At 58.6% G+C, this 26,233-nt stretch carries 21 protein-coding genes and 1 pseudogene; 13 read left to right on the forward strand and 9 right to left on the reverse strand.

What is annotated here, in order from left to right; all coding sequences use genetic code 11:
• Positions 1 to 144: 144 nt before the first annotated feature.
• Positions 145 to 255: pseudogene (locus OKC31_RS21675) on the forward strand (RidA family protein); the annotation flags it as partial.
• Between the two features lie 159 nt (positions 256 to 414).
• Here the strand turns inward: OKC31_RS21675 and OKC31_RS03450 are convergent.
• The 3 genes from OKC31_RS03450 to tkt form a co-directional block, all read right to left on the reverse strand.
• Positions 415 to 696, reverse strand: coding sequence for a hypothetical protein (locus OKC31_RS03450; RefSeq protein ID WP_106842390.1), 282 nt, complete (start codon positions 694 to 696; stop codon positions 415 to 417).
• A complete protein-coding gene (locus tag OKC31_RS03455; RefSeq protein ID WP_146142103.1) occupies positions 696 to 1,064 on the reverse strand; it encodes a hypothetical protein in 369 nt (122 codons plus the stop codon). The genes OKC31_RS03450 and OKC31_RS03455 overlap by 1 nt, the downstream gene beginning before the upstream one ends.
• A gap of 297 nt (positions 1,065 to 1,361) precedes the next feature.
• Positions 1,362 to 3,353, reverse strand: a complete 1,992-nt coding sequence (tkt, locus tag OKC31_RS03460) for a transketolase (protein ID WP_005338517.1) — start codon at positions 3,351 to 3,353, stop codon at positions 1,362 to 1,364.
• A 349-nt stretch (positions 3,354 to 3,702) separates the two neighbouring features.
• On the opposite strand from tkt, the gene metK reads away from it, so the two are divergent.
• The 7 genes from metK (at position 3,703) to ruvX (ending at position 9,284) form a co-directional block, all read left to right on the forward strand.
• Positions 3,703 to 4,854, forward strand: coding sequence for a methionine adenosyltransferase (metK, locus tag OKC31_RS03465; RefSeq protein ID WP_005338519.1), 1,152 nt, complete (start codon positions 3,703 to 3,705; stop codon positions 4,852 to 4,854).
• Between the two features lie 68 nt (positions 4,855 to 4,922).
• Positions 4,923 to 5,450, forward strand: a complete 528-nt coding sequence (locus tag OKC31_RS03470) for a SprT family zinc-dependent metalloprotease (RefSeq protein WP_257696486.1) — start codon at positions 4,923 to 4,925, stop codon at positions 5,448 to 5,450.
• Between the two features lie 73 nt (positions 5,451 to 5,523).
• Positions 5,524 to 6,228: an endonuclease gene (locus tag OKC31_RS03475; protein WP_257696487.1), complete on the forward strand. Its 705-nt coding sequence runs from the start codon at positions 5,524 to 5,526 to the stop codon at positions 6,226 to 6,228.
• 119 nt (positions 6,229 to 6,347) lie between these two features.
• Positions 6,348 to 7,079 (forward strand): 16S rRNA (uracil(1498)-N(3))-methyltransferase, encoded by a 732-nt coding sequence (gene rsmE, locus OKC31_RS03480; protein ID WP_257696488.1) that lies wholly within the window; start codon positions 6,348 to 6,350, stop codon positions 7,077 to 7,079.
• 51 nt (positions 7,080 to 7,130) lie between these two features.
• Positions 7,131 to 8,081, forward strand: coding sequence for a glutathione synthase (gene gshB / locus OKC31_RS03485; RefSeq protein WP_040066605.1), 951 nt, complete (start codon positions 7,131 to 7,133; stop codon positions 8,079 to 8,081).
• 182 nt (positions 8,082 to 8,263) lie between these two features.
• Positions 8,264 to 8,818, forward strand: a complete 555-nt coding sequence (locus tag OKC31_RS03490) for a YqgE/AlgH family protein (protein WP_005349793.1) — start codon at positions 8,264 to 8,266, stop codon at positions 8,816 to 8,818.
• Between the two features lie 43 nt (positions 8,819 to 8,861).
• Positions 8,862 to 9,284, forward strand: coding sequence for a Holliday junction resolvase RuvX (ruvX, locus tag OKC31_RS03495; RefSeq protein ID WP_005343821.1), 423 nt, complete (start codon positions 8,862 to 8,864; stop codon positions 9,282 to 9,284).
• Positions 9,285 to 9,341: 57 nt separating this feature from the next.
• Here ruvX and dtpB read toward each other — a convergent pair whose 3' ends face one another.
• The 3 genes from dtpB to OKC31_RS03510 all read right to left on the reverse strand — a co-directional run bounded on the left by dtpB (position 9,342) and on the right by OKC31_RS03510 (position 13,715).
• A complete protein-coding gene (gene dtpB / locus OKC31_RS03500) occupies positions 9,342 to 10,844 on the reverse strand; it encodes a dipeptide/tripeptide permease DtpB (RefSeq protein ID WP_270656279.1) in 1,503 nt (500 codons plus the stop codon).
• 717 nt (positions 10,845 to 11,561) lie between these two features.
• Entirely contained in the window at positions 11,562 to 12,524 is a 963-nt protein-coding gene (gene yidZ, locus OKC31_RS03505) for an HTH-type transcriptional regulator YidZ (protein WP_270656281.1), read from the reverse strand.
• 18 nt (positions 12,525 to 12,542) lie between these two features.
• Positions 12,543 to 13,715 carry an MFS transporter gene (locus tag OKC31_RS03510; protein ID WP_270656282.1) on the reverse strand — a complete coding sequence of 391 codons (1,173 nt, stop codon included), beginning with the start codon at positions 13,713 to 13,715 and terminating at the stop codon, positions 12,543 to 12,545.
• 355 nt (positions 13,716 to 14,070) lie between these two features.
• On the opposite strand from OKC31_RS03510, the gene OKC31_RS03515 reads away from it, so the two are divergent.
• From OKC31_RS03515 to OKC31_RS03525, 3 genes are read left to right on the forward strand one after another with little or no spacing between them, the layout of a single operon-like run.
• Entirely contained in the window at positions 14,071 to 15,000 is a 930-nt protein-coding gene (locus tag OKC31_RS03515; RefSeq protein ID WP_372587237.1) for an AAA family ATPase, read from the forward strand.
• Entirely contained in the window at positions 15,000 to 15,995 is a 996-nt protein-coding gene (locus OKC31_RS03520) for a DUF58 domain-containing protein (protein WP_257696489.1), read from the forward strand. The genes OKC31_RS03515 and OKC31_RS03520 overlap by 1 nt, the downstream gene beginning before the upstream one ends.
• The gene (locus OKC31_RS03525; protein ID WP_270656283.1) at positions 15,982 to 17,997 is read left to right on the forward strand and encodes a transglutaminase TgpA family protein; all 2,016 of its coding nucleotides are present in this window, start codon (positions 15,982 to 15,984) and stop codon (positions 17,995 to 17,997) included. The genes OKC31_RS03520 and OKC31_RS03525 overlap by 14 nt, the downstream gene beginning before the upstream one ends.
• 62 nt (positions 17,998 to 18,059) lie before the next feature.
• Here the strand turns inward: OKC31_RS03525 and OKC31_RS03530 are convergent, their stop codons facing one another.
• On the reverse strand, positions 18,060 to 19,490 hold the full coding sequence (locus tag OKC31_RS03530; protein ID WP_013724018.1) for an alanine/glycine:cation symporter family protein: 1,431 nt from the start codon (positions 19,488 to 19,490) through the stop codon (positions 18,060 to 18,062).
• Between the two features lie 701 nt (positions 19,491 to 20,191).
• Here OKC31_RS03530 and tal point away from each other — a divergent pair.
• Both tal and OKC31_RS03540 read left to right on the forward strand, forming a co-directional pair.
• The gene (gene tal, locus OKC31_RS03535; RefSeq protein ID WP_005338545.1) at positions 20,192 to 21,142 is read left to right on the forward strand and encodes a transaldolase; all 951 of its coding nucleotides are present in this window, start codon (positions 20,192 to 20,194) and stop codon (positions 21,140 to 21,142) included.
• Positions 21,143 to 21,302: 160 nt separating this feature from the next.
• Entirely contained in the window at positions 21,303 to 21,485 is a 183-nt protein-coding gene (locus OKC31_RS03540) for a DUF3545 family protein (RefSeq protein WP_005338547.1), read from the forward strand.
• 285 nt (positions 21,486 to 21,770) lie between these two features.
• On the opposite strand, the gene accA is transcribed toward OKC31_RS03540, so the two are convergent.
• Both accA and dnaE read right to left on the reverse strand, forming a co-directional pair.
• A complete protein-coding gene (gene accA / locus OKC31_RS03545; protein WP_005338549.1) occupies positions 21,771 to 22,721 on the reverse strand; it encodes an acetyl-CoA carboxylase carboxyl transferase subunit alpha in 951 nt (316 codons plus the stop codon).
• A 15-nt stretch (positions 22,722 to 22,736) separates the two neighbouring features.
• On the reverse strand, positions 22,737 to 26,216 hold the full coding sequence (dnaE, locus tag OKC31_RS03550; protein ID WP_257696492.1) for a DNA polymerase III subunit alpha: 3,480 nt from the start codon (positions 26,214 to 26,216) through the stop codon (positions 22,737 to 22,739).
• Positions 26,217 to 26,233 lie beyond the last annotated feature (17 nt).

Consider the following 26,233-nt stretch of genomic DNA (forward strand, 5'->3'; position numbering starts at 1 on the left):
CGCCGCAGGGGTAAGTGTTGTGCTCAATAAAAAGTGACCGGCTATATGCCGGTCTCTTTTTTAGGTAACAGGAAGGGCATTATTTTTATGGCACCGTCTAAAAGAACGCGATCGTCCGATTACGCTTCGCTAATCGAACCTACGAGCTATCTGCCTGCCCGCACCGTATTCGGAGTCAGCGAACTGCCCGCTGGTGCCCTGGTACAAATTGATGCTGTGATGTCCAACGCAGAAAGCACCCCGCCGCAGGCGTAAGGTTTGTTGAAATAAAAAAGAGACCGGCCATATACCGGTCTCTTTTTTGGTAACAGGAAGGGATATTATTTTTATGGCATCGTCTTAAAGAATGCGAACGTCAGATTACGCTTCGCTAATCGAACCTACGAGTTCACGCCATATAAAAATCATAATATCTTATCGATTCCAAAAATTTTGGATATGTTTTGCCACTTCATCAGATAAATTATACCAATATGCTTCATTGTTCACTGTATTTATAACAACGAGTGAATCATTAGAATCCATCTTAACCCGAAGTCTTTTCGCCGCCTCTTCAGCGGATAGAGTGGAGTTAACGTACCACAATGACCGCTGTACGGAAGCCCAATCGCCTAATGATTTAATTTCATCAATCAAATTTGTATAGTCTTGATTTGGAGCATATAAATCATAAGATATGAATAAATTATTTGCCATTATGAATCACCCCTAACTTGAGAAGTTGATACTTTTTCATGACTTTTAGCTGAGTGCGGTGTATCTTTTCCATCAACACCACCAAACAAGTGTTTATCTGAAGTTGATGTTAGAACCGTCCGCCCTAAATCACCCCATTTTTCCATTTCACTCATCACTCCTCTTGTAACAGATTTCGCATCAACTCGAATATCCATCAAAAGCTCTTTTGTTTCCTTGTTAACGCTATCAGACTCTTTTTTTAGGTGCAATGTTAGCCAAATTGCAAACCCACCTAATACAAGAGAGGCCACACCCGTAATAAGTGATATAACCTCGATCAATGTAAAGCTAAAGGTAATCACTTCAGCGCCACCAGCTTGGTCCATAATATATCCACCACAAACAAATCTACGCTATTATAACCTTTTCAAAACAAAAATTAAACCCATATAAAAGCACAATAAAATCAGTTGGAAAACTAAAGAAACCCCACAAAAAACTTTCAAAAAAATAATGTTAGTCCCTGCTGGAATAATTAGTTATTAATAAAATTAAAATTTTATATACATGCAGCTAAAAATAGATAGACTGGCTAATCACGTAAAAAATAAAATTTTTAACTATTAATAAAAAAGCGCCTCCCTAGGGAGGCGCTTTTCAGTTCTATACAAAGCAATTAGCTATTACAGGGACTCTGCGGTCGCAACCACGTTTTCCACGGTAAAGCCGAATTCCTTGAACAGCAGCTCGGCCGGTGCGGACTCACCAAAGGTGGTCATACCGATGATCTTGCCGCCGAAACCGACGTACTTGTACCAGTAGTCGGCGATGCCAGCTTCGATGGCCACACGCTTGGTGACGGAGGACGGCAGGACGGACTCTTTGTACTCGGCAGACTGGGCGTCGAACACGTCGGTAGACGGCAGAGAGACCACGCGCACGGCACGGCCCTTGGCAGTCAGCTGCTCATAGGCGGCAACGGCCAGTTCCACTTCGGAACCGGTGGCGATCAGGATCAGCTCCGGAGTACCGGCGCAATCCTTCAGCACGTAGCCCCCCTTGGCGGTGTCGGCCAGCTGCTGGGCAGTACGATCCATCTGGGCCAGGTTCTGACGAGAGAAGATCAGAGAGGTCGGGCCGTCGGTACGCTCGATGGCGTGTTTCCAGGCGATGGCAGATTCAACCTGGTCACACGGACGCCAGGTGCTCATGTTCGGAGTCAGACGCAGGGAGGCGATCTGCTCAACCGGCTGGTGAGTCGGGCCATCTTCACCCAGACCGATAGAGTCGTGGGTGTAAACGAAGATGGCACGCTGCTTCATCAGGGCGGCCATGCGCAGGGCGTTGCGAGCGTACTCCATAAACATCAGGAAGGTGGCGCCGTAGGGGATGAAACCACCGTGCAGGGCGATACCGTTCATGATGGCGGACATGCCGAACTCGCGTACACCGTAGTGGATGTAGTTGCCGGAGGCATCGTCGTTGGTCAGAGACTTGGAGCCGGACCACATGGTCAGGTTGGACGGAGCCAGGTCGGCAGAGCCACCCATGAACTCCGGCAGCAGCTTGCCGAACGCTTCCAGAGAGTTCTGGGACGCTTTACGGGTCGCAATCTTGGCCGGGTTGGCTTGCAGGGTTTCGATGATCTTGGCGGATTCGGCAGCCCAGTTGGCCGGCAGTTCGCCAGCGGTGCGGCGCTTGAATTCGGCAGCCAGCGTCGGGTGAGCGGCTTCATAGGCGGCGAACTTGGCAGCCCAGTCGGCTTCCAGTGCAGCACCCTTCTCCTGAGCGTTCCACTCGGCAGCGATATCGGCCGGGATAACGAACGGAGCGTGGTCCCACTTCAGGAAGGCGCGAGCAGCGGCGATCTCGTCGTTGCCCAGCGGTGAGCCGTGGCAGTCGTGGGAACCGGACTTGTTCGGGGAACCGTAACCGATGATGGTGCGGCAGCAGATCAGAGTCGGCTTGCCGGTCTCGGCCTTAGCGGCTTCGATGGCGGCATTGATGGCTTCCGGGCTGTGACCGTCAACAGCCGGGATAACGTGCCAGCCGTAGGCTTCAAAACGCTTGACGGTGTCGTCGGTGAACCAGCCTTCTACGTGACCGTCGATGGAGATACCGTTGTCATCCCAGAACGCGATCAGTTTGCCCAGTTGCAGGGTACCTGCCAGGGAGCACGCTTCGTGGGAGATACCTTCCATCAGGCAGCCGTCGCCCATAAAGGCGTAGGTGTAGTGGTCAACGATGTCGTGGCCCGGCTGGTTGAACTGTTCAGCCATGGCTTTCTCGGCGATCGCCATACCCACGGCGTTGGTGATGCCCTGACCCAGCGGGCCAGTGGTGGTTTCAACGCCCGGTGCATAGCCGTACTCCGGGTGACCCGGGGTGCGAGAGTGCAGTTGGCGGAAGTTTTTCAGATCGTCGATGGAGAGGTCATAACCGGAGAGGTGCAGCAGGGAGTACAGCAGCATGGAGCCGTGGCCGTTGGAGAGAATGAAACGGTCGCGGTCGGCCCACTTGGGGTTGTTCGGGTTATGTCTGAGGTGGCTACGCCACAGCACTTCGGCGATATCCGCCATTCCCATGGGGGCGCCCGGGTGACCGGAGTTGGCTTTTTGAACGGCATCCATACTCAATGCACGAATGGCATTGGCAAGCTCTTTACGAGAAGGCATCTGAATCTCCTGCGATTGCTTCATTTGATGGCCAAGATTAAGGCGCGTTATTGTCCCAGCAGGGCGCGCGGCGTGCAAATATTATCTGGACGAATAAAGCCGCTTTGGGAGGACAATCGCTTTTCTTGCCCTCTATTGACCAAAGCAACCAGAGAAAAACGTTTGATTTCCATCCCTTTCGGGATAGGAGAGCACCGCTTGTGACCCATTGGACACTGCGCGACAAAATAGTGCTGGCAATCACGGGGGGCGCTAATTAAAATAGACGTCCAGATGTAGATACCTCTACACCATCCTATTCATCCGGTTATTGCTGTGGCGATAACCCAGACAAGCTGAGACTCTTATCATGGCAAAGCTGTTTACTTCCGAGTCGGTCTCCGAAGGCCATCCCGACAAGATTGCGGACCAGATCTCTGATGCGGTACTGGACGCCATCCTCAAGCAAGATACCAAGGCCCGTGTCGCCTGTGAGACCCTGGTCAAGACCGGTATGGTCATGGTGGCCGGCGAAGTAACCACCTCTGCCTGGGTTGATATCGAAGAGATCGTGCGTGATACCGTACGTGAAATCGGCTACACCCACTCCGACATGGGCTTCGATGCTGACTCCTGTGCCGTGCTGAACGCCATCGGCAAGCAGTCCCCGGATATCAACCAGGGCGTTGACCGCAGCGATCCGCTGGAGCAGGGCGCTGGCGACCAGGGCCTGATGTTCGGCTACGCCACCAACGAAACCGACGTGCTGATGCCGGCCCCCATCACCTACTCTCACCTGCTGGTGAAGCGTCAGGCTGAAGTGCGCAAGAACGGCACCCTGCCGTGGCTGCGTCCGGATGCCAAGAGCCAGCTGACCTTCGCCTACGACGATGCAGGCAAGATCATCGGTGTGGATGCCGTGGTGCTGTCTACCCAGCACGCCGAATCCATCAGCCACAAAGATCTGGTTGAAGCGGTACGCGAAGAGATCATCAAGCCGGTACTGCCGGCCGAGTGGGTCAACAAAGACACCAAATACTTCATCAACCCGACCGGCCGTTTCGTTATCGGCGGCCCGATGGGTGACTGCGGTCTGACCGGTCGCAAGATCATCGTCGACACCTACGGCGGCATGGCCCGTCACGGTGGTGGCGCCTTCTCCGGTAAGGATCCGTCCAAGGTTGACCGCTCCGCTGCCTACGCCGCCCGCTACGTTGCCAAAAACATCGTGGCCGCTGGTCTGGCCGATCGCTGTGAAATCCAGATCTCCTACGCCATCGGCGTGGCCGAGCCGACCTCCATCAGCGTCGAGACCTTCGGCACTGCCAAGGTCGCCGAAGAGCTGCTGGTCAAGCTGGTGCGCGAGCACTTCGAACTACGCCCGTATGGCCTGATCGAAATGCTGGATCTGAAGCGCCCGATCTACCAGGCTACCGCTGCCTACGGTCACTTCGGTCGTGACGAGTTCCCGTGGGAGCAGACCGACAAGGCCGAACTGCTGCGTTCTGCCGCTGGCCTGTAAGGCTCGCTGTTGTGATAAAAGGGGAGCCTGGCTCCCCTTTTGCTTATCCGCCATTTGACGAGATGTTGATGTCTGCCACCCCTTCCCAGCTTGTCGCCCTGCTGCAACAACGCGTAGAAGCCTGCTTTGTGCAGGCCGAGACGCGCCTTGGCCGCACCTTCCCACGCCCTCGGATCTACTGCAATATGCGGGGCCGGGCGGCGGGTTCGGCGCGGCTGCAAACCTGGGAGCTGCGCTTCAATCCTGCCCTCTATCAGGCCAACCAGCAGGCGTTTCTGGATGAGGTGGTGCCCCACGAGGTGGCCCATCTGCTGGTTTACGCCCTGTGGGGTGACGGGCGCGGCAAAAACCGGGTTTTGCCCCACGGCCGCCAGTGGCAATCGGTGATGCGGGAGGTGTTCGGCCTTGAGCCCAGAACCACCCACAGCTTCGATCTGGCGGTACTGGCGCAGCCGACCGTGCCTTATCGCTGTCACTGCCAGCAGCATCAACTCTCCATCCGCCGCCATAACAAGGTGGTGCGCGGCGAGGCACGCTACCACTGCCGCCGCTGCAAGCAACCGCTGGAGCGGGAACGGCCGGAGCCAGAGCAGTAAGCCAGCTTGTGTCGCGCCCCTGTGGTAGGGTGCCCGCCATCGTTCGTCAATCACCCCGTTTGCAAGGAATCCCATGCGTTTCATCTCCTCCATCGCCCTGACCCTGCTGGCCGGTTTGCCGCTGCTCAGCGCGCCTCTGCACGCCCAAATCTTTCGCGAAGCCAAGCAAGATCTGGTGAAGCTCTATCGCAGCCAGCCTGCGGTCACCACCTTCTACTGCGGCTGTGACATCGACTATCAGGGCAAGAAAATGAGCCCGGATCTCGCCAGCTGCGGCTATGAGCCGCGCAAGCAGGCCAAACGCGCCGCCCGCATCGAGTGGGAACACGTGGTCCCCGCCTGGGAGTTCGGCCACCAGCTGCAATGCTGGCAGGATGGCGGTCGCAAGAACTGCGAAAAAGCGAGCCCCGAGTTCAACAAGATGGAGGGGGACATGCACAACCTCTTCCCCGCCATTGGCGAGGTGAACGGCGATCGGGCCAACTACCGTTTCTCCGACTGGAACGGCAAGCCGGATCAGTACGGCCAGTGCCAGATGCTGGTGGATTTCAAGGATCGTCGGGTGCAGCCGCCCAAGGGCTCGGTACGGGGCCAGATTGCCCGCGCCTACCTCTACATGAGCCAGCAGTATGGGCTGCGTCTGGCAGCGCAACAGCGTAAACTGTTTGAAGCCTGGGATCGCCAGTACCCGGCAGAGGGCTGGGAGTGCGAGCGCAACCGCCGTATCGGCAAGCTGCAGGGCAATACCAATCCCTTTATTGAAAAGCAGTGCCAATAACCCCATTTGACCAGGGAGGGGGAGCGCCCCTCCTACCATGAAACCCTTACCCACTGCCGCGTGAGCCTTGCTCGCCGCAGGATATAAAGGGTTTCCAAGCAAGAGACTGACAAGCAGCCATGCGCATTCCACGTATCTATGAACCGGCCACCCTGCAAGTTGGCCAGACCATCGCCCTGTCGGAAGACGGCGCCAACCATATCGGCCGGGTACTGCGCATGCAGCCGGGCCAGCAGCTCGAGCTGTTCAACGGCGATGGCAATCAATATCCCGCCACCATCGCCAGCGTCGGCAAAAAGTCGGTGGAAGTGACCATCGACAGCTGCGACGTCCAATCAGTGGAGTCAACGCTGGCCATCCACTTGGGTCAGGTGATCAGCCGTGGCGACAAGATGGACTTCACCATCCAGAAATCGGTTGAGCTGGGCGTCACCTGCATCACCCCACTCTTCTCCGAGCGCTGCGGCGTCAAGCTGCCGGCCGATCGGCTGGAGAAGAAGCGCGAGCAGTGGCAAAAGGTGGTGATCAGCGCCTGCGAACAGTGCGGCCGCAACGTGGTGCCAGAGGTGCGCATGCCGATGGAGCTGGACGCCTGGCTGGCGGAAGAGACCAAGGAGCTCAAGCTCAACCTGCACCCGCGCGCTGAGTACAGCATCAACACCCTGCCCGTTCCCGAGCACGGCGTGCGCCTGCTGATTGGCCCGGAAGGGGGCTTGTCGAGCGACGAGATCGCCCGTACCGTGCAGGAAGATTTCAAAGAGATGCTGCTGGGGCCGCGGGTGCTGCGCACCGAAACTGCCGCCCTGACCGCGATTACTGCGCTGCAGTGCCGCTTTGGCGATCTGGCCTGAAGCAGGTTTTAAGAATCTCACTAGCAATCGAGCCACAAGAAGGATATTCGGATGACCATTAAACTCGGCATCGTGATGGACCCCATCTCGGCCATCAACATCAAGAAAGATTCCAGCTTTGCCATGCTCGAAGAGGCGCAAAAGCGCGGCTATGAGCTCTTCTATCTGGAGATGAAGGATCTCTACATGGAAGCCGGTCGCGCCTTTGGCACCATGCGCCCGCTGACCGTCAAATATGACTATGCCGACTGGTACACGCTGGGCGAGGTGGTGGATCAGCCCCTCTCCAACCTCGATGTGATCCTGATGCGCAAGGATCCGCCGTTCGACACCGAATTTATCTATGCCACCTACATGCTGGAGCGGGCAGAGGATGAGGGTTGCCTTATCGTCAACAAGCCGCAGAGCCTGCGTGACGCCAACGAGAAGCTCTATACCGCCTGGTTTGCCGAGCACACCCCGACCACGCTGGTAACCCGCCGCGCCGACAAGCTGCGCGCCTTCCACGCCAAGCACAAAGACGTCATCCTCAAACCGCTGGACGGCATGGGCGGCGCCTCCATCTTCCGCATGAAGGAGGATGACGCCAACGTCGGTGTGATTATCGAAACCCTGACCGCCCACGGCAGCCAGTACTGCATGGCGCAAACCTATCTGCCCGCCATCAAGGATGGCGACAAGCGGGTGTTGGTGGTGGACGGTGAACCGGTGCCTTACTGCCTCGCGCGCATTCCGGCGCAAGGTGAGACCCGTGGCAATCTGGCGGCCGGTGGCCGTGGTGAAGCGCGCCCCCTGAGCGAAGCCGACTGGGCCATCGCCCGCGCGGTGGGCCCGACGTTGAAAGAGAAAGGCCTCATCTTCGTTGGCCTCGATATCATCGGCGATCGGCTGACCGAGATTAACGTCACCAGCCCGACCTGCATTCGCGAGATTGAAGCGGCCTTCGACGTGCACATCACCGGCATGCTGATGGATGCCATCGAGCGTCGGCTGGGCAAATAATCGCCAGGCAGGGTAACCCGCCCCCGACAAGCCCGAAAACAGAGAGGGTGGCCCGGCGCCACCCTCTCTGTTTAAAGGCAATCCGGAAAGGGGCAGGATCTCGCCCAGCCCAAAAAGCGGTTTTTCCCATGGGGATCAACTGCCATAATTGACCTCAAATACCTTTGCACTATTTGGCCTCTATGCAAACACTGCAAAATCACTTCCTGCTTGCCATGCCAAGCCTGACGGATCCCTACTTCGAGCGCTCGCTGGTCTATCTGTGCGAGCACAACGAAGAGGGTGCCATGGGCTTGGTCGTCAACATTCCGGTGGAGATGTCGCTGGAAACCATGCTGACCCAGCTCCAGCTCAATCCGCCCAACAACCCGGAGCTCAAGCAGCCGGTGCTGCAAGGGGGGCCGGTTCACGCCGATCGCGGCTTCGTGCTGCACAGCTTCCGCCCCGGTTTCAACTCCACCCTGCAGGTGGGGGATGAGATGATGGTGACCACCTCCAAGGATATTCTGGAAACTCTGGGTACGAGCGAGGCCCCTGCCCATTGGCTGGTGGCCCTTGGCTATGCCGGCTGGAGCGCCGGGCAGCTGGAGCAGGAGCTGGTGGACGGCGCCTGGCTGGTTATCCCCCCCAATCCGGCTCTGGTGTTCAAGACCCCCATTCACAAACGTTGGCAGCAAGCTGCCGCCAGCATAGGGGTGAACCCGGTTCACCTCTCCAGCGATATCGGCCACAGCTGATCGGCTGGCCCGCTCCGCTCTCTATTTCGAGGATTTATCAGTTATGTCATCACGCAGCATCATGGGCTTTGACTATGGCACCAAGAGCATTGGCGTCGCCATCGGTCAGGAGCTGACTGGCACAGCCCAGCCTCTGCGCGCCCTCAAGGCCAACGACGGCATCCCCAACTGGGACGAAATCGAGAAGCTGCTCAAGGAGTGGCAACCGGACCTGCTGGTGGTCGGTCTGCCGCTGAACATGGATGGCACCGATCAGGAGATCACGGTACGGGCCCGCAAATTCGGCAACCGGCTGCATGGCCGTTTCGGCAAGCCGGTGGAGTTCAAGGATGAGCGGCTCACCACCACTGATGCCCGCGCCCGGCTGTTTGAGCGAGGCGGCTATCGCGCACTGGAAAAAGGCAGCGTGGACGGCGTATCGGCGCAGCTGATCGTCGAAGCCTGGATGGAAGAGCAGTACAACTAAGCCATCAACAGCAAGGCAAGGGTCGCCGCCCTTGCCTTGTCTCGCACTATCCCCTCATTACGCTTGTGATTGTCCCGCAACCAGCCCTTCGGCCTCAGGGCTCGCATTCATCATCCGGTTCAGCCAGGGCACCATCAGCCCCATCACCACCGCAATCAGCAGGGTCGCCATCCCGATCTTGCCAAACACGCCGGTGTAGATCGGTAAGGTTTGCAGCGGATCCGTCATCCCTTGCGGCACGGCGGTAAAGGTCGCCACATAGCCACCCAGCAGGGACGCCATCGCTTGAGTCAGGAACCACATCCCGAGAATGAAGCCCATCAGGCGTTGCGGTACCAGCGCCGCGACCATCGCTAGTCCCAGGGCGCTGATCATCAGCTCACCCAGACTCTGGAACAAGTAGATAAGCACCATAAACCAAGGGGAGGTAAGCCCCTGCTCATCGGCAAACCACCAGCCAGATGCAGCCGCAGTCAGAAAGCCCAGCGAGCAGAAGAACATCCCGAGGGTGAACTTGAGCGGCATGGTGAGATCCCGCCCCTTGCTGCCCATACGGGTATAGATCATCGCGAGTACCGGGCTACCCACCACCACCCAGAAGGGGTTGAGCGCCTGGAAGCTGATGGGGTTGACGCTCATCCCCAGCATTTCGTGGTGCATGTTGTTGATGGCAAAGAAGTTGAGAGACGTCGGCATCTGGGCGTAAAGCACATAGAAGAGCACCGCCTCAAGCATCAGCACGAAAGCCACATACATCTTGTTGCGGCCCACTGTGTCGAGCCTGAATGCCTCGCGAAAGAAGAAGATCACCACGGCGATGGTCACCGTCATCAGCACCATGTTGGCGATCACTACGTGGTGCATCAACCAGGCACAGAAGAAGACCATAACCACCGAGCCTGCGATTACCAGCAGCAACTTGCTGTAATTGAGCGGCAGGTGATCCGGCTCGGAGCCAATATCCTTGACCATATTGCGGCAGGCAAAGAAGGTGAGCAGCGCAATAATCAACCCCACCCCGCACAGGTTATAGGTCACGGTATAGCCGTAGTGATCGGCAATCACTGGCGCGAGCGAGAGGGAAATAAGGGAGCCGATATTGATCGACATATAGAACAGGGTAAACGCCCCATCCAGCCGCGGATCTTTTGGCTGGTAGCATTTTGACAGCAGGCTGGCCGGATTGGCCTTGAACAGACAGTTACCAACTGCAATGGTGCCCAGCGCATAGAAAATCAGGTCGGGATTGTAGATCGACAGACCGGTCATAAAATAACCGACCACCAACACGATAGCCCCGAGCACCATGGTGCGCTTGGTGCCGAGCACATGGTCGCCGACATAGCCACCGACCGAAATCAAACCATATACCAGTGCCGAGAAGGCGCCGAAGGTAATAAAGGATTGCTCTTGGGAAAATCCCAGTTGCTGTACAAAGAAGACCGCCAGGATCCCCTGCACGCCGTAATAACCGAAGCGCTCCCAGAGTTCGACGAAAAATATCATGAAGAAGGGTTTTGGTTGTTGTAACAACCCGGTGGATGCTGTTGCTGGATGCATATTAAGCTGCCTTTGCTGAGATTTATTTTTATTCATCTGGTGGTAGCTACCGCACTATTTTTTGTCCGTCATTGCCATAACGGTAAGCGCAATCAGCCTGCCAATCTGGCTATTTTCGGGCGTACGCAACCCGTTCGATGAAGGTGTTTTTCATCTAGCCGGTTTCAATTACGGGTTATCGGGGGATGGTGAGTGGCGTCTCCCAGTACAGTTACCGGCTCCGGGTTCTACCTTTGCTGCATCCCTTCACTCAAGCCGATTTATCAACCTTGATACTTATTCCCCTCTGCTCCGTCACTCATGGCTGGTGGCCAGATAGCCGGGGCATGACACGGCCACAGACGACCTGTGGGGCTGGCTCACGCCGCGCTCTAATGGCAGTCACTTACGCAGGCGATATCTAACCCCGCCATTCCAAGGGGTGTCATGCTATATCACTGCAAATACAGGAACTTAATGGTCGATCACACTTTGAAAGTGACCATCAGTGAAGTTTTCTAATGAAACCACATGAATTTTTTTCGTGAAAATAGCCTCAATCGAGACGCGCAACCAAGGCCAATCTGTGCATAAAGAGCGTTGAATGAAACACCATATGAACCCGTGAACCCGCGCTTGGCACTTCAGTCGTGCCAAAGCCCACTCATCCGGGCGATACGACAACAAAAAGCCGGAGCAGATGGCTCCGGCTGATCGATGGGCACCGTCACGCTCACATTAGCGTGGCGATTCGTCATTGTAGAGCCGCCGGATCTCGTTGCGCAGCCACATCACCTTGGCATCCTGATTGTGCCGTTTGTGCCACAGCAGGATGAAGGCGATCTCCAACTGGGCGTAGAGCTTCTCGGGGAGCGGCAGCGGCATGGCGATCAGATTGCCATGATACCGACTGGCATAACCACCGCAGTAGGAAGGGGCCACCGCAATCAGCTCGTGACTCGACTGGGAGGCAATATGCAGCGCCTGCTCGAAGCTGGAGACCATAATGGGCACCTCCCGCTTCAGCCCCTCGTCCTCCAGCAGACTGTCAAGAGCCCAGGTATCGTTCGCTTCCCACACCATGCTGATCTGGGGGCAGGCCAGAAAGTTCTCCAGCGACCACTTCTGCTCCAGCAGCGGGTGATCCTTGCGCAGGAACACCACTGGGCGATCGGTGAACAGCACCTCGTGATCGATGTAATAAGGCAAGCGGTTGACCTTGGCTTGGGAGCGGCCATGGGTCTCGCGGGCGCAGAAGCCGAGATCCGCATCGCCGTTGACGATGTCGTTGAGGGAGTGGTGATCCCACCCCAGCATCCTGACCACCGAGTTGGGGTACTTCTGATAGATGGTCATGGGCAGATCGCTCAGGAAGCTGATGTAGAAGGGGGACTCCATCACCAACGTGAAGCGGGCACCGTCGGGGATCGCCTCGCTATTGAGCGAGGTGATGCTGTCGGTGAGCTGGAACCAGGCTTTCAACTCCTCCTCCAGCGTCAGAGAGAGGTTGGTGGGCTGCAACCCCTGCCGTACCCGCACAAACAGGGGATCGTCAAACCACTCCCGCAATTTGGCCAGAGACTTGCTCACCGCCGACGGAGTGACACAGAGCTTTTTGGCCGCCCCTGCCACACTGCGCTCCTGCATCAGGTACTTGAAGACCACCAGCAGGTTCAAATCGAGTTCACCCAGATTGCGCATATCCCCTCTCATCTTCCATCAGCCCTGCGACCGCGCTTCACGAAGCGCGAGCCATGGTAACAGCCCTTTGACAGCCAGGTAACTGAGCATTGCCAGCAGCAAGGCGCAGATCAGCATCTCGGTCGGGGCAAAGCCAAGTTGACCCAGCAGCCAGATGTAGAGGCCGGAGAGGCTGATCTGCATGATGCAGAGCACGGCACTGGCGAACGCTACATTGTGCTGGCAACCATCGAGCGCCTCCCCCATCGCCACCCCGAAGCCACAGGAGAAGCCGACACAGACCAAGGCAAATCCCGGCAACAACAGATGGATATTGCCCCCCAACTGCCAGCACCCGAGTAGAAAACACGCAGCCAGCAGATAGGAGAGATGAGACACCGCCAGCACTTTCTGTTTGCCCAACCAGCGCAACAGCAGGGGCGTCAGGAAGGAGGTGGACATACTCACGCCGGCCATCACCATCATCACGATGGAGTACTGCTCGGTAGTGAAGCCAAACTCCTTCATCAGGATCAGCGGCGAGACGCTGACATAGGCCAGAATGGCGGTCACGCTGGCACTGGTCAGCAGGGAGAGCAGCATAAAGCGCGGCGAGCGCAGCAGGGCAAAGGGCAGCGCCGCGCTACTCCCCGGTTGCCGTGCTGGGCGGGTCTCCTTGAGCAGCAACAAATTCACCAGACCGCTGATGGCCGCCACCAGCGCCATCGCCACGAAGATCCCGCGCCAGTCAAAATGGGACAGGATGAGGTAACCGAGCACCGGCGCCAGCACCGGGATCACGCAGATCACCCCGTTGATCATCGAGAGCGCCATCGCCAACCGCTCCTGACTCAGCACATCCCGCAGCACGGTAAAGGTCATGATATAGAGCGCCCCCGCCCCGACTCCCTGCCAGAAACGGCCGAAATAGAACTGGCCAATCCCCTCCGCATTGCCTGCCACCAGCGAGGCAAGGACAAAAATCAGCGCGCCCCCGAGCACCACCCAGCGCCGCCCGTAGCGATCGGCAATCATCCCCCCCAGCAGCACGGTGGCCGCCATACCGAACAGATAGATAGAGAAGGCGGTGTGGATCTGCGCCTCGCTCGCCTGCAGGGTATCGGCAATCTGGGGCACGGCGACCAGATAGAGATCGATCCCGACCGGATAGAGAATGATCATCAGAAAAGTGCACAACAGGAAAACAAGCATGGATGCTCCATAGCAGATTGGCGTGCCGATGCCTGCCAGATCACAGCGACAGGCGAACAGTGGCGGGGCCAAGGTGGTGACAAAGGTAGCAACACAGCGCGTCGCAATGGGGCAACTATATGGGTGCCCACCGCCCTCACCTAGTGAAGAGATGGCGATCGGTACATTCCAATCAGGAAATATTGTATTGAGCTGCGTGCCTGGGCGGCCATATTTAATCGACCAGAGGCCGTAATAAACCGCGTCACCTCCCGCTCATAGCCATCCCTGCGCTGCACTTTTCCACCCGTCTGTTATCCGCCTTCGCCCTTGCGGGCGTATAAGCTGTAGGTGCGACGCAATACAGGGAATGTGTATGAAGGGAATGAAGAGAGAAGAGCAGATTGCCGGGCTGCTGGCGGCACTGGAGCAAGTCATTCTGGGCAAGCCGCTGCAACTGAAAATCGCGCTGGTGACCCTGCTGGCGCGTGGTCATCTGCTGATCGAGGATCTGCCCGGTATGGGCAAGACCACCCTGGCCCACGCGCTGGCGCAGGTGCTGGGGCTGGCATGCAGGCGGATGCAGTTCACCGCCGATCTGCTCCCCACCGACCTGCTGGGGCTTCAGATTTTTGACCCCCAGCAACAAACATTTCGCTTTCACCCCGGCCCCATCTTCACCCAGGTGCTGCTGGCAGACGAGATCAACCGTGCCAGCCCCAAGGTGCAGAGCGCCCTGCTGGAGGCGATGGCCGAGGGCAAGGTGAGCATTGAGGGCCACACGCACCCACTCCCCGATCCATTTTTCGTCATCGCCACCCAGAATCCGGCGGATCAGGCTGGCACCTATCCGCTGCCGGAGTCCCAGCTCGACCGCTTCGCCGTGCGACTCTCTTTGGGTTTTCCGCCGCGAGAAGCGGAGCGCCAGCTACTGCGGGGCAATCAGCCGACTGACCCGTTGCCCGCCATGCTGAATGCCGCCGAGCTGGCTGCCCTGCAAGCGGAAGGTGATGCTATCCATGTTTCCGATGCCACCCTCGACTACCTGCTGGCGCTGGTGCACCAGAGCCGCTTTGATGGGGAGCTGCCACAGCCCCTCTCCCCTCGGGCAGCCCAGACCTTGCTGGCGGTGAGCCGGGCCTGGGCGCTGGTGGCGGGGCGGCGCTTTGTCACGGTGGAGGATGTGCAGGCAGTCTTCCCCTATGTGGCCGAGCATCGGCTGCGGGGCAGCTTTGGCGTACAGCACGGCGAAGCCTGTCCCCTTAGCCAGCGGCTGCTGGCCCGGGTCGATCCGGACAATCCCTGATGAGCAAATTGCTAAACCGTTGGCAGCAGTGGCGAGCCCGCTGGCAGCGACGCTGGCTCGACCGCCGCATTCCCCCGGCCCGCCAGATCACGCTGGGTACCCGCAGCCTCTTTATCCTCCCCACCCGCATGGGGCTGCTCTATCTGCTGGTGCTGCTCGCCATCTATCTGCTAGGCACCAACTACCAGAACAATCTGGTACTGCTGGTGGCCTACTGCCTCGGCAGCCTGTTTATGGCAGCCATGTGGCTCACCCACCGCAACCTGCTGGGGCTGGAGCTGCTGGGGAGCCCGTTGGTGCTGGGGGAAGCGGGTAGCCAGCTGCCGATCCGTATCTTGGTGCAGAGCCCGCGCCCGGTGCAGGCGCTCCGGTTTAGCCTCAACGAAGGCACCCTCTGGCTGGCACAGGCCGACGCTGTGCCCAGCACAGTTATCCTGCCAGTATCGGGCTCGCGCCGTGGGCCACTGCACCTTGGTCGATTGCGGGTCGAGAGCCGCTACCCTCTCGGCCTGTTTCGCTGCTGGTCCCTGCTGGACTTGCAGTTGGAGGGCTGGCTCTCTCCCAAACCAGCATTCGGCGCGTTAAGAGGGGAGCATGCGACCCAAAGCGAGGGGCATCAGGGCCAGCCCGCTCCGGCCACTCTCGGTGACTTTGATACCCTGCGGACACATCAGGCCGGTGAACCACTGAGCCGGGTCGCCTGGAAACAACTTGCCCAGGGGCGCGGCCTGCTGACCAAACAGTTCCATGAACCTCAGCAGGATGACACTCGCCTCACATTGCCGCGGGTCGCGGGCGGGGATCTGGAGCAGCGGCTGGCGGTGCTGGCCTGGTGGTGCGCCGATTACGGCAAGCGGGGCATCCCCTTTACCCTGACACTGGCAAACCAGACGCTGGGGCCCGATAACGGTGCCGCCTTTGTGCAGCGCTGCCTGCTGGCACTGGCCCAATTCGATGCAACACCACCGAAGAGCACGCCAGATGCTGCTCGATAACCGCCGCCTGCTACCACTCATCGCCCTGCAACAGCTGCTGCTGGTCGCGGCGCTCTGGCCCCAGTTGCAGCTCTGGGTAGTGGCAGTGGGCGCCATGACCCTCGGCGTCCGGGCCATGATGCTGTGGCGCGGCTGGCCGCCCCTGCCTGCCCGCAGGTTGGCGCTGCTGGCCATCACCACTGTGCTGTTGCTGGGACTACAGTGGCGTGGCTTGGGCACCCTGCCCGCCCTGATCAATCTGCTCTGGCTCGGCTATAGCCTCAAGATGATCGAGGTACGGCGCGAGCGGGATATCGAGCTGGTGCTTCTGCTCGCCTTCTTTCTTATCGCGCTGGCGCTGGTGCAGCGACAGAGCATCGGCTGGACGGCCGGAATGACAGTAGCGCTCTGGCTGGCAGTAACCGCGCTGGTGGCCGCCATCGCTCCCGAGCAGAAACGGCCTTGGCGCAGAGCGGGCGGCGCCCTGCTGCTGGCGCTTCCTCTGCTCATCACCCTGTTTCTGCTGCTGCCAAGGCTCCCGCCCCTCTGGCAGATGCCCACCACCAGCCGCGCCCTGTCGGGGCTCTCGGAAGAGCTGGCCCCCGGCGATATCAGCGAACTGGTCAACTCCTCGGAACTGGCGTTTCGGGTCACTTTTGCCGATGGCCCGCCCCCTGTCCGCGAGCGCTATTTTCCGGTGATGCGCCAAGAAGTTTTCGATGGTCAGCGCTGGTTGCTGAGCCCCGAGGTCAAAGCATGGCAGCAGACAGTGCCGGTGCAGACCGGGCTGACCCTTCTGGCATCCTCTTCACAGGCCAACACTCAACTGGCAGATAGTCCGTTGCCCGCCGGGAGCTACGAGGTGATCGCCGAGCCCCAGCGCCACCGCTGGGCCTTTGCCCTGAGTGAACCGCGCCTGCTGGCGGGTCCGGTGCTGCTTACCCCTCTCGACACCCTCTATCGTCAGGGGAGCGGCGAGGTGGCGATCCGCTATCGCATTGGCAGTGGCGAAGCGCTGCCCGAGGATGACCACCAAGCCGCCCAGCGCAACCTGCAACTGCCTGGCGGGGACAACCCAAGAGCGCGAGCCTATGGCCAAGAGCTTGCGGCACGCTATCCGGATCGCAGCGCGCTGGTCGCCGCCCTGCTCGAACAGTTTCGCAGCCAATCCTATTACTACACCCTGACCCCGCCACGGCTTGGCAGTGACGGGGTGGATGAGTTCCTGTTCGATACCAAGCGCGGCTTTTGCGGCCACTACGCCATGGCGACCGCTTTCGTGCTGCGCGCCGCCGGTATTCCGGCACGGCTGGTCACCGGTTATCTCGGTGGCGAGTGGAATCCCAGAGGCAACTATCTGGCGGTACACCAGTTCGATGCTCATGCCTGGGTGGAGTATCTCGATGAAGGAGGAACATGGCGGCGAATCGACCCCACGGCGGCAGTGGCACCGGAGCGCATTGACGGCGGCGTGAGGGAGGCGCTGAGCGACGAGTTTACCGCTGCCGACCCGCTCGCTTTGCAGCGTTATCGCAACTGGGTCCTGCTCAATCAGCTGCGCTGGTGGGGCAACAATATCGACTACCAGTGGAGTCGCTGGGTGATTGGTTACGATGCGGGCCAACTCTGGCAACAAATCGGCCTGCGCTGGCCCGCACTGGCGGGGCACACACCCTGGTTCATCCTCGCCAGCCTGATGCTGGTCGCCCTGCTGGTGAGCCTGCCCCTGCTGCTGCCCGCCCGCCTGCCGCCAGAGCGGCGCATCTGGCAGCCCCTGCTCAAACGGGGTAAACGCAGCGGCTATCCCCCTGAGCCCGCCGAGAGCATGGGGGCATGGTGCGAGCGGCTGGCACGGCTGCGTCCCGATCTTGCCCATCCCTTGTTGCAGGCGGCCTGGCTCTATCGCCGCTGGCGTTATGCCCCCCTCAGCGAACGGCAACAAGGGCGCTGCTGGCGCCAGTTGCGACGGCGTGTCAGACAGCTCGTTCGGCGCTGGGATCAACAGCCAACGAGTGCGCCATAAAAGAAGGGGGAGCCACCGGCTCCCCCTTCAGGTTTTAATCAAGAGGTTTGACTCACCGCTTGTTACTTTTTGGTCGGATTGTCCCAGATCCCCTCTTCCAGCTGGGAGCGGATCTCGGGGTATTTGTTGGCATCGAAGGTGGGTACCTTGCCCAGCCGGAGCTGGTCGTTGTAATCCTTCGCTAGCTTGATGGCAACGCTGGAGAGCAGCAGGATCGCCACCAGGTTGACGATAGCCATCAGTCCCATGGAGACATCCGCCATCGCCCACACGATCGGCAACTCCCCCACGGCACCGAACATCACCATCCCCAGCACGAACACCCGGAACAGCATCAGGCCGCCCTTGTGGTTGTGCTCGAGGAACACCAGATTGGTCTCGGCATAGGAGTAGTTCGCCACGATGGAGGTGAAGGCGAAGAAGAAGATGGCCGCCGCAATGAAGATGTTGCCACCGCTACCAATCTGGGAGGAGAGCGCCCGCTGGGTCAGCTCGACACCGGTCACGCCGGATCCCGGCTCAAACTGACCTGACATCAGGATGATGGCAGCGGTACAGCTGCAGATGACGATGGTGTCCATAAAGACCCCCAGCATCTGCACATAACCCTGGGAGGCCGGGTGCGGCGGATAGGGAGTGGCAGTCGCCGCAGCGTTGGGCGCAGAGCCCATGCCCGCCTCGTTGGAGAAGAGACCGCGTTTGATACCGTTGATCATCGCCTGGGAGATGGCATAACCCAGCGCACCCGAGCCTGCCTGCTCAATCCCGAAGGCGGACTTGATGATCAGCATGAAGACATGGGGCAACTCGGTGATGTTCATCGCCACGATCACCAGCGCCAGCAGGATGTAGGCCAGTGCCATAAAGGGCACCACCAGCTCGGCAAAACGGGCTATGCCACGAATGCCGCCGAAGATAATCAGGCCGGAGAGCGCCACCAGCGCCAGACCGCTGACCCAGTCAGGAATGCCAAACGCCACCTTCATCGCCAGACTGATGGAGTTGGCCTGCACCGCATTGAACACCAGACCAAACGCCAGGATCAGGCAGAGCGAGAAGACCACCCCCATCCAGCGCATGCCAAGGCCTTTCTCCATGTAGTAGGCCGGGCCACCACGGTAGTTGCCATCCTCATCCTTGACCTTGTAGAGCTGGGCCAGGGTGCTTTCGACGAAGGCGGTCGCCATGCCGATAAAAGCGATCAACCACATCCAGAAGATGGCGCCGGGGCCGCCCAGATAGATGGCGACAGCCACACCGGCCAGGTTGCCGGTGCCGACACGGGCGGCAAGGCTGGTACAAAGGGCCTGGAAGGAGGAGATGCCTGCATTGTCCGATTTACGGCTGTTTTTCAGCACGGAAAACATGTGGCCAAAGTGACGGATCTGGATAAAACCCAGGCGGAAGGTGAAAAAGATACCGACCCCGATGAGCAGGTAGATGAGCACGGCTCCCCACATCAGGTCGTTTAGCATCGCAATCAAGGTGTCCATAATTCTCTCGTTGTTATTCACATCCATGGCCAGTCTGCGCTGACCGTTTTCTGTCTGTCGTTTAATTAGCGTTTCGCTAAAGGGGCGGAATCTAGCACAGCGGGAGAGCCCGGAATAGTGATCCCGGTCACGCGAGACACAAAAAACGAACGGTAAAAGCCCATAAAGCTCCATTTAAATCGCAAACTTTCAACAAACTCAATAATTCAATCAGACAGGCCACCATTAAGCCCCATAAGAGAACCATTTTGATATATCCCTGATGAGCTATCCGAAAACGCAAACGCTTGCATGAAATGGCTTTCAAACAGCGATATTTCGCCAAACGTTTTCGCTGTAATTAAATTTCAAGTACGTAGCGAGATAATTTATGTGATCAATGACACAAATATGGACATTGGCTAAAAAAGTTCAGCTGAAAGCAAACCGGAGCGAGGTCGGAATGAAATGTAAAAAACCTTACTAATCATATAGTTTCACGCCATAAAACGGGATAACTCAACAGCCTGAATGTTTAACAACCAAGCGCCCCTATTGCAGGATGCAGCACATCAGTATTAATTAGGCAGGCAATGACGATGGGCCGCCCCCATCGCGCTTTTCTGAGCCTGAGGCACCAAGATCCTGTAATTTTATTTCAGAACCACCGTCTCAAGCCCGCAACCCAGGGATTACTCCCTCATTAAGAGATGATATTCGCTATGGCCGATAAATTAACCCAGCTGAAAGCCCTGACCACTGTTGTTGCCGACACCGGTGATATCGAAGCCATCAAACGCTATCAGCCCATCGATGCCACCACCAACCCCTCTCTGGTTCTGAAGGCCTCCGAGATCCCCGAGTACGCTCCGCTGATCGAAGACGCCATCAACTGGGCCAAAGCCCAGAGCCAGGACAAGGCACAGCAAATCATCGACGCGGGCGACAAGCTGGCCGTCAACATCGGTCTGGAAGTGCTGAAGATCGTTCCGGGCCGTATCTCTACCGAAGTGGATGCCCGTCTCTCCTTCGATACCGAAGCCAGCATCGCCAAGGCCCGCAAGCTGATCCGTCTTTACAACGAAGCGGGTATCAGCAACGACCGCATTCTGATCAAGCTGGCCTCCACCTGGGAAGGGATCCGTGCCGCCGAGGTACTGGAGAAAGAGGGTATCCAGTGCAACCTGACCCTGCTGTTCTCCTTCGCCCAGGCCCGTGCCTGTGCCGAAGCCGGTGCCTTCCTGATTTCCCCATTTGTGGGTCGCATCCTCGACTGGTACAAGGCCAAAAATGGCCGTGATTACACCGCCAGCGAAGATCCGGGCGTGGTCTCCGTCACCTCCATCTACAACTACTACAAGCAGCACGACTACCCGACCGTCGTGATGGGCGCCAGCTTCCGCAACACCGGCGAGATCCTGGAACTGGCCGGTTGCGACCGCCTGACCATCGGCCCGGCCCTGCTGGAAGAGCTGAGCAAGACCGAAGGCGCCGTGGTACGCAAACTGGACTACACCGGTGAGCGCAAGGCCAAACCGACCCCGATGACCGAAGCCGAATTCCGCTGGGAACTGAACCAGGACGCCATGGCTCACGAGAAGCTGGGCGAAGGCATCCGCATGTTTGCCATCGACCAGGGCAAGCTGGAAACCATGCTGGCAAGCCGCCTGTAATCGGTTCTTTTTTCTGATAAAAACCGGGTCCCCACCAAGGGGCCCGGTTTTTTTTCATGGGCTTTTTTAGCGCTGTCATAGAGTTGTCACGAAAACGTTTTAATTTCAGATTCGTTATGTTATACGGGTGGTGAAAACGATAAAAACCAAGGAGGGAGCCATGGAAATGTTCAACTTCGATTATGACGAGGTGGTTGAACTCGGTTCGCGTAGCCGCGGGACAACGGGAAAAAAACGTAAATGGCGTGAAATCGAGGCGTTGAAAGACAAACATCGCCTGCAGAAGGAGCTGCAATCCATCGATATCGCCTATGAAGGTCTTACAGACGAGATTGAACTGTAATACCGCCAGACACCTGTAAAAGCGCTCCGCACAGTCGGGGCGCTTTTTTATGCCGCAATCGGATGATCAAGCTACTTGTCATGCCACCGCTAACGATGCCAAAGGATGCTGCAGGCTAATGAGAGTCATCACCAACAGCGTGGCATCCAACCCTGCCCCACACCCACGAATGCAGACCTGCGCCGTTTCAGGGCGCATTGGGGCAATCACCGCAAGACAAGTCATCAGCAATAAAAAACCCCCGTCGATGACGGGGGCCTGAACACTCGGGGCTGACGGCTGCGCTTAGCAGTAGCCGTAGCCCAGCAGACGCTGGTAGCGCTGCTCCAGCAGCTGCTCGGTATCGAGCGGACGCAGTGCGTCCAGATCCTGCTTGATGCGAGCCTTGAGGTTTTTGGCCATCTTCTCCACATCGCGGTGGGCACCGCCGAGGGGCTCGTCGATCACGTGGTCGATCAGCTTGAGCTCCTTCAGACGCTGGGCAGTGATCCCCATCGCTTCGGCAGCTACGGAGGCCTTGTCAGCGCTCTTCCACAGGATGGAGGCACACCCTTCCGGCGAGATGACGGAGTAGGTGGAGTACTGCAGCATGTTGACCCGGTCACCCACGCCGATTGCCAGCGCACCACCGGAGCCACCCTCACCAATCACGGTGCAGACAACCGGCACGGTCAGACCGGCCATCACTTTCAGGTTGCGGGCAATCGCTTCGGACTGGCCACGCTCTTCGGCACCGACGCCAGGGTAAGCGCCCGGGGTGTCGATAAAGGTGATGATCGGCATCTTGAAGCGCTCGGCCATCTCCATCAGACGCAGGGCCTTGCGGTACCCTTCCGGACGCGGCATGCCGAAGTTGCGCTTGATCTTCTCTTTGGTCTCGCGACCCTTCTGGTGACCAATCACCATCACCGGCTCGCCGTCGAGACGGGCGATGCCGCCGACGATAGCCTTGTCATCGGCATAGGCGCGATCGCCAGCCAACTCGTCGAAATCGGTGAAGATATGCTCGATATAGTCAAAGGTGTAGGGGCGCTGGGGATGACGCGCCATCTGGGATACCTGCCAGGCACCCAGATCACCGAAGATCTTCTTGGTCAGCTCTTCGTTTTTCTTCTCCAGCCGGCGGATCTCGTCTTTCAGATCCACGGCGTGATTGCCTTCACTCACATGTTTGAGTTCATCAATCTGCGCCTGCAACTCGGCAATCGGCTGTTCAAAATCCAGAAAAAGACTCATAGGGCCTTAGAACCTCTAATCAAAAACCAATTCAACCCGCTCTCGTCCAAGCAGGACTCGCAAGTCATCTATCAGTTGATCGGTGGGCGTCACCCGCCACTCGGTACCGAGCGTCAATCGCACCCGGGAGCCGGGGCGACGATAGTTTACCTGAACCGGACAGACTCCGGCACGGGCGGGCTCCAAAATCTCGCACAAACGCGGGAAAAAGCGATCATCAATCCGCTGTTCATCGAGGGAGATGCGGATTGCTCTGGCAAAACGCTCCCTCGCATCGTTGATATCCAGTAATTCTCGAGCCGACATTTTAAGGCCACCGGAGAAGTCATCAAAGCTGACCTGTCCAGAAACCACCAAAATGCGGTCTTTTTGCATCAATTCTTCATATTTTTCCAGCGCTTCACTGAACAGGGTCACATCGAGGCGACCGGAACGGTCGTCCAGGGTGAAGATCCCCATCTTATTGCCACGCTTGGTCACCATGCTGCGGGCCGCAATCACCAGCCCCGCCGCCGTGGTCACGGTATCGCGGGAGGTGGGATGCAGATCGCACAAGCGACCCGAGGTATAACGACGCAATTCGCTGCTGTACTGGTTGATGGGGTGGCCGGTGAGATAGAGCCCGAGAGTCTCGCGCTCCCCTTCCAGCCACACCTTGTCAGGCCAGTGCGGCACGTTGGCAAACGCCTTCTTGACGTCGTCAATCTCTTCGGTGAGCACGCCGAACATGTCGACCTGCCCCACCGCCTGCGCCTTGGCGTGCTGCTCGGCGGCACGCATCGCCTCCTCCAGGGTCGCCATCAGCGCTGCGCGGTGAGGGCCAAGTCGATCCATGGCGCCAGAGAGGATCAGTTTCTCCATCACCCGCTTGTTGAGCTTCTTGATGTCGACCCGGTTGCAGAAGTCGAACAGATCGCGGAACGGGCCGTCCTGATCCCGGGCGCTCAAGATCGCATCGATGGGGCCTTCACCGACCCCTTTCACCGCCCCGATCCCGTAGACGATATGGCCATCTTCGTTGACCGAGAAGCGATAGCGACCAGTGTTCACATCCGGCGGGATCACGGTGAGCCCCATCCGCTGACACTCATCTACCAGGGTCACGATCTTGTCGGTGTTGTCCATATCGGCGGTCATAACCGCCGCCATGAACTCGGCCGGGAAGTGGGTCTTGAGCCAGAGGGTCTGGTAGGAGACCAGCGCATAGGCGGCGGAGTGGGATTTGTTGAAGCCGTAGCCCGCAAACTTCTCCACCAGATCGAAGATCTTCATCGCCAGCTCGCCGTCGACGCCATTCTTGACGGCGCCCTCCTCGAAACCGGCCCGCTGCTTGGCCATCTCCTCGGGCTTTTTCTTACCCATGGCACGGCGCAGCATGTCCGCGCCCCCCAGGGTATAGCCCGCCAGGGTCTGGGCAATCTGCATCACCTGCTCCTGATAGAGGATGATGCCGTAGGTGGGTTCGAGGATGGGCTTGAGGCTCTCGTGCTGCCACTTCTCGTCCGGATAGGAGATCGCTTCATTACCGTGTTTGCGGTCGATGAAGTTATCCACCATGCCTGACTGGAGCGGGCCCGGTCGGAACAGGGCCACCAGTGCGATCATGTCTTCGAAGCAGTCGGGACGCAGCCGCTTGATGAGATCCTTCATACCGCGAGATTCGAGCTGGAATACCGCTGTGGTCTCGTAGCGCTGCAGCAGGTCGAACGACTTCTTGTCATCGATGGGGATGGCGGCGATATCGACCGGCGGCTTGCCCTCTTTGGCAAGACGCGGGTTTATCATACCGAGCGCCCAGTCGATGATGGTGAGAGTGCGCAGACCCAGGAAGTCGAACTTCACCAGACCGGCGTATTCCACGTCGTTCTTGTCAAACTGGGTGACCGGGTGATGGCCCTCATCATCGCAGTAGAGCGGCGCAAAGTCGGTGATCTTGGTGGGTGCGATCACCACGCCACCGGCGTGTTTACCGGCGTTGCGCACTACCCCTTCCAGGCGGCGGGCCATGTCGATGAGGTCCTTGACCTCCTCATCCTGCTCGTAGAGCTCGGGCAGCTTGGGCTCGGCCTCGAATGCCTTGGCGAGCGTCATGCCCGGATCCGGCGGAATGAGCTTGGAGATGCGATCCACAAAGCCGTAGGCGTGGCCCAGCACCCGGCCCACGTCCCGCACCACCGCCTTGGCCGCCATGCTGCCGAAGGTGATGATCTGCGACACCGCCTCTCGGCCATACATGTCGGAAACGTGCTCGATCACTTCATCCCGTCGATCCATGCAGAAGTCGACGTCGAAGTCGGGCATGGATACCCGCTCGGGGTTGAGGAAACGTTCGAACAGCAGGTCAAATTCCAGCGGGTCGAGGTCGGTGATCTTGAGGGCGTAGGCCACCAGAGAGCCGGCACCGGATCCACGGCCCGGGCCAACGGGGATGCCGTTGTCCTTGGACCACTGGATAAACTCCATCACGATGAGGAAGTAACCCGGGAAGCCCATCTGGTTGATTACTTTCAGCTCGATATCGAGACGCTCGTCATACTCGGGACGACGCTCGGCCCGCACCGCCGGATCCGGGAACAGGAACTCGAGACGCTCCTCCAGACCCTCTTTCGACTTGGCCACCAGAAAATCTTCGGTGGTCATGTCGCCGGTCGGGAAGTTGGGCAGGAAATATTCGCCGAGACGCACCGTCACGTTGCAGCGCTTGGCGATCTCCACCGTATTCTCGAGCGCCTCGGGGATGTCGGCAAAGAGCTCGCACATCTCCTCCTGGCTGCGCAGATACTGCTGGGGGCTGTAGCGACGGGGACGGCGCTTGTCCATCAGGGTATAGCCATCGTGGATGGCGACCCGGATCTCGTGGGCGTCAAAATCATCGGCGTTGAGGAACACCACCTCGTTGGTGGCCACTACCGGCAGCTCGAACTCGGTGGCAATGGCCACCGCCATGTGCAGATAGACCTCCTCGTCGGAGCGGCCGGTGCGCAGCAGCTCGAGGTAATAGGCATCCGGGAAGTGGGTCTGATAGAAGGCGACACACTGCTCGGTCATCTGGCGGTTGCCCTTGAGCAGGAACTTGCCCACATCCCCCTCGCGCCCGCCGGAGAGCACGATCACCCCCTTGGCATGCTCGGCGAGCCAGCTCTTGTCGATAACCGGCCGCCCTTGCACGTGGCCGCGCTGGTAACCGCGGGAAATAAGCAGGGTGATGTTCTGGTAGCCGTCGTTATCCATGGCCAGCAGGGTGAGACGGAACTGCTCGTCGCCGAGTTCATCGCTCTGCACCCAGAAGTCGGCCCCGACGATGGGTTTGATCCCCTTGCCGTGGGCGGCGCCATAGAAGCGCACCAGACCGCACATATTCATCTGATCGGTCAGCGCCAGCGCCGGCATGTTGTTGGCCGCAGCCGCCCCGACGATGGGGTTGATCTTCTGCAGGCCATCGACCATGGAGAAGTCGGAGTGGACTCGCAGGTGGATAAAACGGGGTTCAGCCATCGTCATCTCCTCTCGCT

Origin of the sequence: Aeromonas sp. Y293-4 (assembly GCF_027705905.1) — a bacterium.
Classification (GTDB): domain Bacteria; phylum Pseudomonadota; class Gammaproteobacteria; order Enterobacterales; family Aeromonadaceae; genus Aeromonas; species Aeromonas veronii.

Excerpts from the sequence above, each read along its gene's own strand:
- OKC31_RS03450 (WP_106842390.1), bottom strand. The coding sequence starts at position 696 with ATGGCAAATAATTTATTCATATCTTATGATTTATATGCTCCAAATCAA.
- OKC31_RS03455 (WP_146142103.1), bottom strand. The coding sequence starts at position 1,064 with ATGGACCAAGCTGGTGGCGCTGAAGTGATTACCTTTAGCTTTACATTG.
- tkt (WP_005338517.1), bottom strand. The coding sequence starts at position 3,353 with ATGCCTTCTCGTAAAGAGCTTGCCAATGCCATTCGTGCATTGAGTATG.
- metK (WP_005338519.1), top strand. The coding sequence starts at position 3,703 with ATGGCAAAGCTGTTTACTTCCGAGTCGGTCTCCGAAGGCCATCCCGAC.
- OKC31_RS03470 (WP_257696486.1), top strand. The coding sequence starts at position 4,923 with ATGTCTGCCACCCCTTCCCAGCTTGTCGCCCTGCTGCAACAACGCGTA.
- OKC31_RS03475 (WP_257696487.1), top strand. The coding sequence starts at position 5,524 with ATGCGTTTCATCTCCTCCATCGCCCTGACCCTGCTGGCCGGTTTGCCG.
- rsmE (WP_257696488.1), top strand. The coding sequence starts at position 6,348 with ATGCGCATTCCACGTATCTATGAACCGGCCACCCTGCAAGTTGGCCAG.
- gshB (WP_040066605.1), top strand. The coding sequence starts at position 7,131 with ATGACCATTAAACTCGGCATCGTGATGGACCCCATCTCGGCCATCAAC.
- OKC31_RS03490 (WP_005349793.1), top strand. The coding sequence starts at position 8,264 with ATGCAAACACTGCAAAATCACTTCCTGCTTGCCATGCCAAGCCTGACG.
- ruvX (WP_005343821.1), top strand. The coding sequence starts at position 8,862 with ATGTCATCACGCAGCATCATGGGCTTTGACTATGGCACCAAGAGCATT.
- dtpB (WP_270656279.1), bottom strand. The coding sequence starts at position 10,844 with ATGCATCCAGCAACAGCATCCACCGGGTTGTTACAACAACCAAAACCC.
- yidZ (WP_270656281.1), bottom strand. The coding sequence starts at position 12,524 with ATGCGCAATCTGGGTGAACTCGATTTGAACCTGCTGGTGGTCTTCAAG.
- OKC31_RS03510 (WP_270656282.1), bottom strand. The coding sequence starts at position 13,715 with ATGCTTGTTTTCCTGTTGTGCACTTTTCTGATGATCATTCTCTATCCG.
- OKC31_RS03515 (WP_372587237.1), top strand. The coding sequence starts at position 14,071 with ATGAAGGGAATGAAGAGAGAAGAGCAGATTGCCGGGCTGCTGGCGGCA.
- OKC31_RS03520 (WP_257696489.1), top strand. The coding sequence starts at position 15,000 with ATGAGCAAATTGCTAAACCGTTGGCAGCAGTGGCGAGCCCGCTGGCAG.
- OKC31_RS03525 (WP_270656283.1), top strand. The coding sequence starts at position 15,982 with ATGCTGCTCGATAACCGCCGCCTGCTACCACTCATCGCCCTGCAACAG.
- OKC31_RS03530 (WP_013724018.1), bottom strand. The coding sequence starts at position 19,490 with ATGGACACCTTGATTGCGATGCTAAACGACCTGATGTGGGGAGCCGTG.
- tal (WP_005338545.1), top strand. The coding sequence starts at position 20,192 with ATGGCCGATAAATTAACCCAGCTGAAAGCCCTGACCACTGTTGTTGCC.
- OKC31_RS03540 (WP_005338547.1), top strand. The coding sequence starts at position 21,303 with ATGGAAATGTTCAACTTCGATTATGACGAGGTGGTTGAACTCGGTTCG.
- accA (WP_005338549.1), bottom strand. The coding sequence starts at position 22,721 with ATGAGTCTTTTTCTGGATTTTGAACAGCCGATTGCCGAGTTGCAGGCG.
- dnaE (WP_257696492.1), bottom strand. The coding sequence starts at position 26,216 with ATGGCTGAACCCCGTTTTATCCACCTGCGAGTCCACTCCGACTTCTCC.